The sequence below is a fragment of the Stenotrophomonas sp. YJH_SMC_20 genome, from assembly GCF_059367845.1.
In genome coordinates this window covers 20,956-28,942 of sequence record NZ_JCAFRG010000017.1, presented here as the reverse complement: position 1 = coordinate 28,942, position 7,987 = coordinate 20,956, and the positions used below count along the sequence as shown (strand labels likewise).

The window sequence follows — 7,987 nt, the reverse complement described above, 5'->3', positions numbered from 1 at the left end:
GTGTCTGCTGTTCGACCAGACCAAGCAGCTGTTCCAGCGATGGCTGTTCTACGGCATCGGCACGATGTTCTCGATGGCGGTACTGGCAGCGATGGTATCGATCGCGCTGGACATGGTGATCCGTGTCTCGACCGCGTTCTGATCCACCGCCTTGGTCAACAAGTTCCTACTCGAAGGCGCCTCCAGCGACGGCATGACAGCCAGGCGATGCAGCAGGGCGGCATGGGCTTGATCCTGACGACGTTGATTCTGACTGCGCCCCCAATGGCGGCCATGTTCTTCCAGGGCACCTTGGGTAGCTTCATGGCATATTCGCAGATAGGTGGCAGCCCGGTGGCTCAGGCGCCTGGTCCGAATGGCCAGCCGGCAGGGAGCTATTACGCTCCGCCGAAGCCTTCTAGCAGTACTGAGGCTCCGACGGCGGGTCAGGACGCGGCTTCCGGGACAGCTCGCATGGCCTTGCCACAGAACTCAGCGCCGACGATTCACGACACGGGCCTTCGCGGGGTGAATCGTTAACTTGATGCGTCGCCGCAAGTTGGCAAAAATTCTTGATCTGCTGTCGAGTCGCTTCTTATGAGAATGAATAATTTTCTATTGCTGATTCTCCTGATTCTTGCCCCACTAGTTGCTTATGGGGAGGGGCGCTGCCCGCCAGGTCAGTATCCGATTGGCGGGCAGGGTGCGGGTGGCTGTGCCCCGATTCCAGCCTCTCAGGGTGAGGGGAGTTCCGGGCCGCGTGCGATAGGTAAGTGGATCAAAACCTGGGGAGCCATATCCCGTTCTGTTGCGACCGGTGATGTGGGAGCTTCGGTTGGAAAGAGATCAAAGGCCGAGGCTGTCGCTGAGGCTCAGTCCCGGTGTGCGACATATGGTGCGAAGGATTGCACTGTAGGGATAACGTATAAGAACCAGTGCGTCGCTTACGCGGATCCGGCTCCGGGCTCTAAAGGCTTGATTTCAATGGCCGGCGGCCCAACGAGAGAGGCTGCTTCCACTGAGGTTCTGAAGTACTGTGCTGCTCACGGCGGTGGGCAGTGCACGATCAAGTACACCGATTGCAGTGAGCCGATCTTCCAAGAATTCTGATTGCTCGATGGAGCTGCGTTGATACATCCGACGTCCAGCGTCTATCGTATTCTGGCAGATTAGTGGCATCTGTCTCTAGGTGAGACTGCTGCTTGGCGCTTGAGTCACGTAGGTAGCCACTCATGGTGATTGCGCTTTTTTCAATCAAGAGCGCCTCTCAATCCAAGTTCCGTTAGGCGAGCAATCCCTCCTCGAAGTAGGGTGCGTTCGCGTCAAAAATGTTGACGCATCAGCCCCTCAGACGCAGGAACTTTTTCGTCGTTGACGGCTCTGAGGGCGAGTATTGCGGGTGACGCTCACGGCGCAGTAGCGCGGCATGGGCTTGATCCTGGCGAACACGATTCTGACTGTTGCCAATGGCGGCCATGTTCTTCCAAGGCACCTTGGGTAGCTTCATGGCATATTCGCAGATAGGTGGTAGCCCGGTGGCTCAGGCGCCGGGCCCGAGTGGGCAGCCGCCGGGTAGCTATTACACGCCGGCCGCTCCGGAGAAGGGGCATTCTGGCCAAGACAGTGGTGCGCTTGATCGTCATGCGACTGCACGTTCAACTCTTCCGTCGTCAGATTCCACCAGGGTTGCCGAAACCGGCCTCAGAGCTGCACATCCCGGCAATCAATAGCCGCCATACATAACGGAGTAAAAGTGTGAAATACATATTGCCCTTCATTCCTGCCGGCTTGCTCCTATGTTTTTTTATGACGGGTGAGGCGAAAGCGGAAGGGCGTTGTCCGCCAAGGCAGTACCCGGTCGGTGGTCAAGGAGTAGGTGGATGCGCACCTATTCCGGGCTCCGGTGCTGAAGGCGTGCAGAGCAGTCCTATTGCTACTGGGCGTTGGATCAAGACTTGGGGTGCAATTGCGGGGGCGGCAAGCACGGGCGATATGGGGGCTTCAGTTGGAAGGCGCTCCAAGCGAGAAGCCGTCTCAGAAGCGCTTGCTCGGTGCGCGACACACGGGGCGAAAGACTGCAAGATCGATACAACTTACAAGAACCAGTGCGTCGCATATGCTGACCCTGAGCCGGGCAGTAAGGGGATAGTTTCCATTTCAGTCGCCGGCTCAAGAGAGGACGCGACCAGTCGGGTTCTCTCCTACTGTGCGAAGAACGGTGGTGGGCAATGCAAGGTGTTGTACACGGATTGTGCTGAGCCAATATTTGAATCTTTCTGATCTATGCCAGTTGAGTCATAGGCGGGATTATGAATCGGCCTTTGCATGATGGGCATGGCCTGCTGAAGAGCAGGCCATCTCATTTATGGGCAAGCCGGAACTGCTGATCAAGGTGGTAATGCTGGGTGTCGTCACTAGTCACTTGAATGCAGTTGCATGGGGGATGCCCCAGTCTGGGGCATGGTAATTTTGGCGTCGACTTCGCTTAGCACAATAGCGCTGGTGAACAAGCATTCTCTGGCCGTTGCCTTTAGCAATCGCATGCCCGCACAGTTGGCGCAGCGGGGCGGCATGGGCCTGATCCCCACGACACTTTTGCTGATGCGTCTCACATTGGCAGCCAGATTCTTCCAGATAGCGCTGAGGCGTCCCCATGGCATATCCGCAGCCATGTGGCTGTCGTGAACGCCCGGGCACACTCCAGCGCGGTGCCCGACGCCAGGGCGGGTAGGCATCCATTCACGTTAACCCCGCTTTTTATGTGATCAAGTGCGCTTTTCATCCCAAGCCCCCTTCGACGAGCCCCGCCTCCTCGAAGTAAGCTGCGTGCGCGTCAAAATCCCGGCGCGCCGGTGCCATCGAACGCAGGAGCTTTTCCGTCCATGAGGACTGTGTCCCCCCGCGATGCGGGTGACGCTTGCCACCATCGCGGTTGCCGTGGGCTCGGGGCTATCATCCGCCATGGCGGCCGCAGGGCACGTGCGAGGCATCGCCCCGTTTCCGGCCTCCGCTCGGGAACTGGCAGGACGGGATTGAAGGAGTTGCAGGGGATGGAGAAGGGGAGTGGCGTACACATGGACAATGCCTTGGCGTTCGTTCCGTCCGGCGCGAACCTGCTGGAAGCCGTGCGCGGTGATCTGACCGGCAATGGTTTCCAGGACCAGCTGCTGGTGATCGACCAACCTCCTCCGGAGGGCTTGCTGCCCGGCGAGCACGGTCCCAACCGGGTGCTGTTGCTGCTGCTGGGCGACGCCACGGGCCGATGGCAGTTGGCGGCGCGCAACGACAAGCTGGTGCCGTGTTCCACCCGGGGAGGCATTGCCGGCGATCCCTTCGCCTACGTGACCATCGAGGATGGTGCGTTCAGTGTGATCACCAACGGCGGCAGTCGCGAACGCTGGAGCAGCGTCTACACGTTCCGGTATGCACCTGCCGAGCAGGCGTGCTGGGTGCATGGCGTGCAGCGCAGGGTGGTCGACACCGAGACCGAGGCCACCCATACGCGTGACTTCTCGGCCGCCGAACTTGGCCGGGTGCGGTTCGAGGATTTCGATCCGTCCGTCGTCGCCGACGTCAGCTTGCCCTGAGTGCCATGCCGGTGAGGAGGCGGGAGTATCCAACGATGATCGAGCAGGAGTTTCACCGTGTCGCAGGATAGGGAGTCGCAGCTGTTGCGGCAGGCCACAGAGGCCGGCATGACCTCGTCCCGGGAACTGGCCAACTTCATGGCGCAGGCCGGGCACGAGTCCCGTGGCCTGAGCCGGCTCAATGAAAGTTTCAACTTCACCCGGGGTATCTCGCAGATCCCGGTGGAAGCGGCGTGGCGCAATGGCAATGGTGCGCTTGAGAGCGCGCGCCAGGAGGCGCTGCGTGGGCGGCCGGAGAACCTGGCCGAACTGATGTATGGCGGGCGTATGGGCAATGACGCGCCTGGCGATGCGCTGAAGTATCACGGCCGTGGCTATCTGCCTCTGGTCGGCAAGGAGAATTACGAGCGTGCCGGCAAGGCGCTGGATCTGGACCTGGTGAATCACCCGGAACTGGCCGCGCAGCCCGAGCACGCAGGCCGCATTGCCGTGTGGCAGTGGCAGACGCGGGTGCCGGAAGCGGCGCGCGAGGACGTGCGTGAAGCGACGCGCGCGATCAATGGTGGCCTGAACGGCATCGAGGCCCGCCAGCAGCGATTCGAGGTGTGGCAGCAGAAGCTGACGCCTGATGTGATGGCGCGGCTGGAGCGGGGCGAAGTCGGGGCGCCGGCCCAGCAGGCCACCGTGCGCGACATGTCGCAGCCTGGCGCGCCGGGGCATGCCCTGTTCCAGGGCGCCCGCCACCATCTGCAGCAGATGGGACCACAAAGCGGTCTGCGCAGCGTGCAGGAACTGAACAACGCTGCCGGCGCACTGGCGCTGAGCGCGCAGAAGGCGGGGATGTCGCGCATCGATCATCTCCTGGCTGGCAACGACGGCCGCACGTTGTTTGCCGTGCAGGGCGCGCTGGGTGACCCGGCCATGCTGCGCGCTTCGGTCGAGCGCGAACAGGCGGCGCAGCAGCCGCTGGCGCAGAGCAGCCAGCAGTTGGCCGCCAGTGTCGCTCAGCAGGACCCCGCGGCCGCGCTCGCCCGCGAGCAGGAGCAGCGCTCTCGATCCCTGTAGCACCTGATGCCGGCGGGCAGAGTGCCCGCAGGCGCTTTACGTACGACGCGTGGCGCCCTGTGGCGCCGACATGGAAACCCACTCGTAAGGACACCACATGCGAATCGTTCCCTCGAATACCCGGCACGCCGCTGCCCGCTGCAATGCATCCGTGCGCTGCCTGCCGCCGGTCTGGCTGTTGTCACTTGGACTTGTCGCGGGGGCGGCACAGGCTCAGGAGGCAGCGGCATCTGTGGTGGAGACGCCCCCCCGCTGCCGAGGCTACCGTTGAGGCGCCTGCAGAGGCGGCGGCCGTTGCAGCGCCCGCGGCGGCCGACGCCGTTGTCGCGGCGCCGGCTCCCGAAGTACCGGCTGCGGACCCGGCGCCGGCGCCCGTTGCGCCCGCAGCGACGGCGCCTGTGGCTGCACCGCCTGCCACCGTCGAGCCAACCGTTCCGGCGGTAGCGCCCGCACCGCCCGCATTGGCGATCGTGCCGTTGCCGCCCGAGCAGGCGACCGAGCGGGCGCTCGGTGCCCGCTGCCCGGTGGATCTGGCCGGGCGGCTGGCGACCCAAGGCGACCTGCTGATTGGTGCCTGCCAGGGCACCATGCCGGCGCATCTGGCCGCGTTGCTGGTCGCGCTGCCCGCGCAGGACGTCCACCTGCCGCGCAGCTGGCGCGCGCGTGAGGTGCGGCAGAAGGCCTGGTTCAAGGCTGTGCCGGGCTATGGCCAGCGCCCGGACTTCATCGTGCGGATGGGCGACATCTGGGTGCGTTCGCTGGAAGGGCGCGACGCCGACAGCACGTTCTATCTGGTGTCGGCGCCGTTCACTTGCAGCAACCAGGTCGCCAACCGTGATGAGTACGGCGCGGAGCCGGTCCGCGTGCCCGCAGGTGATTGCCGCGAGGCTTATGTGGCCCAGCGTGTGTACCAGGTCCGCGGGGATGCGGCGCCGCGGGATGTGACCGCCGATGCCATGCCGACGATGCCCCCGGTCACGGAGGCCGATCGTGCGCGCCAGCTGTCGCGTGAGGGCCGGATCAGCCTGGACCACAGCAAGCTGCAGTACGGCCCGGCCATGCGTTGGTTCGTGCAATACCCGGAGTCGGCGCAGAAGGGTGGTCCGCGCGCCTACAGTGACTGGAACCGTGAGCACATCGCGTTCGTGGTCTGGACCGGTGATCGCTTCGAGCTGCGCGAGAAGGTCGCGCGCGCGCAGTGGCCCTGTGACCCGGTGGCACCCGGCGATCGCGCCTGTGGCGGATTCCCGGATTCCGGGCCCGATCTGTTCGTGACGGCCGCAGCATCCGTGCCAATGGCAGCGTCCAGCCCCTGAGCCGGAGTCTCGAAGTGATGCGGGAGCCGGGCTGACCGGCTCCCGCGCTGCATCAGGCCTGCAGGCTGCGGGTCTGGTTCCGCTGCTGTTCCAGCTGCTGGTCGCGCTCCAGCGCAACGCGCTGGTCGGCGGCCTGCTGGTCGATGCGCTGGGTGCTCTGTTCCAGCGGGGTGTTCATCGCCACTGCCGTATCCACCGACACACGAAGGTGGGCGGGGTCACCGCCCTGGCCCTGCACGGCGAAGCTGCGCGAGGCATCCGCATTCATGACCACTTCGTCGATGCGCTTGCCGCCTGCTGCGTGCATTTCGGCGGCCAGACTGCCTGCCAGTTGCGTGCTCATCACGTCTGGTACCCGGCCGACGCGGACATCCTGCGCGTGCACGCCACGGATCGCGTCGTTGAACAGCGGGTTGCCCACATGGTTGGGATCGTCCATGCGCAGCATGCTGGTGTGATGGCCGTTCTTCTCCGCTTCGTGGCGTGCCGGCTCACCGGGCTGCAGCGGGCCGCGGATGTGGTCGTACAGATCGACGGCGCCGCCTGGAATGCCCCGCGCCGCGCGGGTGACACCACGGCGCAGTGATTCAACGTCGTCGCGGTACTCCTCGATCATCCTGGCGTTGTCTTTCGCCAGCGTCTGGGTTTCCGGGTGCTTCAGCACCGAGCCTTGATCGAGGAAGTTACCCAGTTTGTGGGAGCCCAAAGAACTGGCTGCCGCGATGACCGGGTAGTCTGGAATCAGGGCGCGCAACGAGTGGTTGCTGAAACCGGCAGCAGACAGCGTCCTGATCTCCTCCGGCTTGGCATAGATGCGCACCTGGCCGAAGTGCGGCGAGGCGGCGCTGACCGGATCTGAGGCCATGACATGATTGATCATGGTGTTGCCGCCTTCCGGGATGCGGTAGCCGAGGCTGACCGCGCCATAGGCGTTGAAGGTTTCGCCCTTGACATTGAAATGGTGCGAGGTGATCTGGGCCAGAGCGCCGCCGAGGGAGTGGCCGGTGACGGTGACCTCAGGAGCACGGCCTCCAAAGGCGGCGTCCTGCTTCGCGTAGTCCAGTGCACTCTTGGTCAACGCAATGGCATCGGGCGCTTGCACATTGGTGCGGGCGACGACCATGCCGCCGTCGGTCAGGATGGCATCACGAGCTATCTGCTCGGTGCCGCGATGAGCGACCACGATCTCGTTGGTGTCGGCTCGCTGATAAACCGTGCCTTGGTAACCATTGAGCCGATTATTGACGTGATCGAGAATCTTGTATTCATGCCCGTTGATCGTGACGAGCTCTTCTTCCCCCGGACGCCTCCGGCCGACAGCGCGATCCTTGTAGGCATCGTCGGAAAGCGCCGCATAATCCTGCGTGCTGATGGTCATGGGGTAACCTCGCTGGCGCTGAGACTCATCGTGAACAACTTGCCCTGAAGTTCAGCAACGTAGTCAGCCGGGTCAGCCTTGCCGGTGGCCGGATAGTTGGCAGCAAGTGGTGCCCGCGGATAGGCTGCGTCCGGATAGTAAAGCGTGTGGGTCTTGCCTTCAGTCAGCGGTTCGGCCTTGACGAAAGTCAGGAAGCGGGTCTCTTCTTCAGCGCCCGTCGCCTTCAACATCGCCCCAGCGCCAGTGAACTCCCAATGGCACACGCCGCGGCCGTAGTAGTCTTCGTCCAGCATGCGGTCCACATACAGCGTGCCGCGGTACTCGCCATCAGCGACCTTGCGCAGTTCCACCGGCTCCTGGCTGGTGATGCGAGCAGCCGTGCCGGTGGCCGGCTCGATGTGGCCGCACTGGTCTTCGTTGGTGACGTCGTACTGGGCCACGCCTTCAACCACAGCGAAATCACCCGGGGCGTCCTTCAGGCGCAGCACCAGTTCATAGGCCTTGCGCGGGCTGGGGTTGAGCTTTGCGAGGCCGCGCCCACCCTGGGCGACATCGGCTTCAGCAGCGGCACGTTCCTGGTTCATGGCGGTCTCCGGATGGCAGGCGGTCAACAGAAGCAGAGCAAGGCACGGAATCATCTTGTGGCGCAATGTCGGCCTCCT

The 7,987-nt window shown here is 63.6% G+C and carries 7 protein-coding genes and 2 pseudogenes; 7 read left to right on the top strand and 2 right to left on the bottom strand.

From position 1 onward, the window contains the following. The 7 genes and pseudogenes from AC5P6A_RS20770 to AC5P6A_RS20740 form a co-directional block, all read left to right on the top strand. Positions 1–519, top strand: a pseudogene (locus AC5P6A_RS20770) (type IV secretion system protein); the annotation flags it as partial. Between the two features lie 57 nt (positions 520–576). Beyond that, on the top strand, positions 577–1,089 hold the full coding sequence (locus AC5P6A_RS20765) for a DUF4189 domain-containing protein (protein ID WP_095377170.1): 513 nt from the start codon (positions 577–579) through the stop codon (positions 1,087–1,089). A 313-nt stretch (positions 1,090–1,402) separates the two neighbouring features. Next, positions 1,403–1,593 (top strand): annotated as a pseudogene (locus tag AC5P6A_RS20760) (TrbL/VirB6 family protein); the annotation flags it as partial. Positions 1,594–1,785: 192 nt separating this feature from the next. Beyond that, positions 1,786–2,259, top strand: coding sequence for a DUF4189 domain-containing protein (locus AC5P6A_RS20755; protein WP_346715093.1), 474 nt, complete (start codon positions 1,786–1,788; stop codon positions 2,257–2,259). Positions 2,260–3,029: 770 nt separating this feature from the next. Then, positions 3,030–3,566 (top strand): hypothetical protein, encoded by a 537-nt coding sequence (locus AC5P6A_RS20750; protein ID WP_032954278.1) that lies wholly within the window; start codon positions 3,030–3,032, stop codon positions 3,564–3,566. Between the two features lie 57 nt (positions 3,567–3,623). Then, positions 3,624–4,631, top strand: coding sequence for an XVIPCD domain-containing protein (locus tag AC5P6A_RS20745; RefSeq protein ID WP_155029774.1), 1,008 nt, complete (start codon positions 3,624–3,626; stop codon positions 4,629–4,631). A gap of 398 nt (positions 4,632–5,029) precedes the next feature. Continuing rightward, on the top strand, positions 5,030–5,947 hold the full coding sequence (locus AC5P6A_RS20740; RefSeq protein ID WP_229301550.1) for a hypothetical protein: 918 nt from the start codon (positions 5,030–5,032) through the stop codon (positions 5,945–5,947). Between the two features lie 52 nt (positions 5,948–5,999). On the opposite strand, the gene AC5P6A_RS20735 is transcribed toward AC5P6A_RS20740, so the two are convergent. Continuing rightward, positions 6,000–7,325 (bottom strand): XVIPCD domain-containing protein, encoded by a 1,326-nt coding sequence (locus AC5P6A_RS20735; RefSeq protein WP_346715066.1) that lies wholly within the window; start codon positions 7,323–7,325, stop codon positions 6,000–6,002. Beyond that, entirely contained in the window at positions 7,322–7,975 is a 654-nt protein-coding gene (locus AC5P6A_RS20730; protein WP_155029772.1) for a hypothetical protein, read from the bottom strand. The genes AC5P6A_RS20735 and AC5P6A_RS20730 overlap by 4 nt, the downstream gene beginning before the upstream one ends. Positions 7,976–7,987: the final 12 nt, after the last annotated feature.

Excerpts from the sequence above, each read along its gene's own strand:
- AC5P6A_RS20765 (WP_095377170.1), top strand. The coding sequence starts at position 577 with ATGAGAATGAATAATTTTCTATTGCTGATTCTCCTGATTCTTGCCCCA.
- AC5P6A_RS20755 (WP_346715093.1), top strand. The coding sequence starts at position 1,786 with ATGACGGGTGAGGCGAAAGCGGAAGGGCGTTGTCCGCCAAGGCAGTAC.
- AC5P6A_RS20750 (WP_032954278.1), top strand. The coding sequence starts at position 3,030 with ATGGAGAAGGGGAGTGGCGTACACATGGACAATGCCTTGGCGTTCGTT.
- AC5P6A_RS20735 (WP_346715066.1), bottom strand. The coding sequence starts at position 7,325 with ATGACCATCAGCACGCAGGATTATGCGGCGCTTTCCGACGATGCCTAC.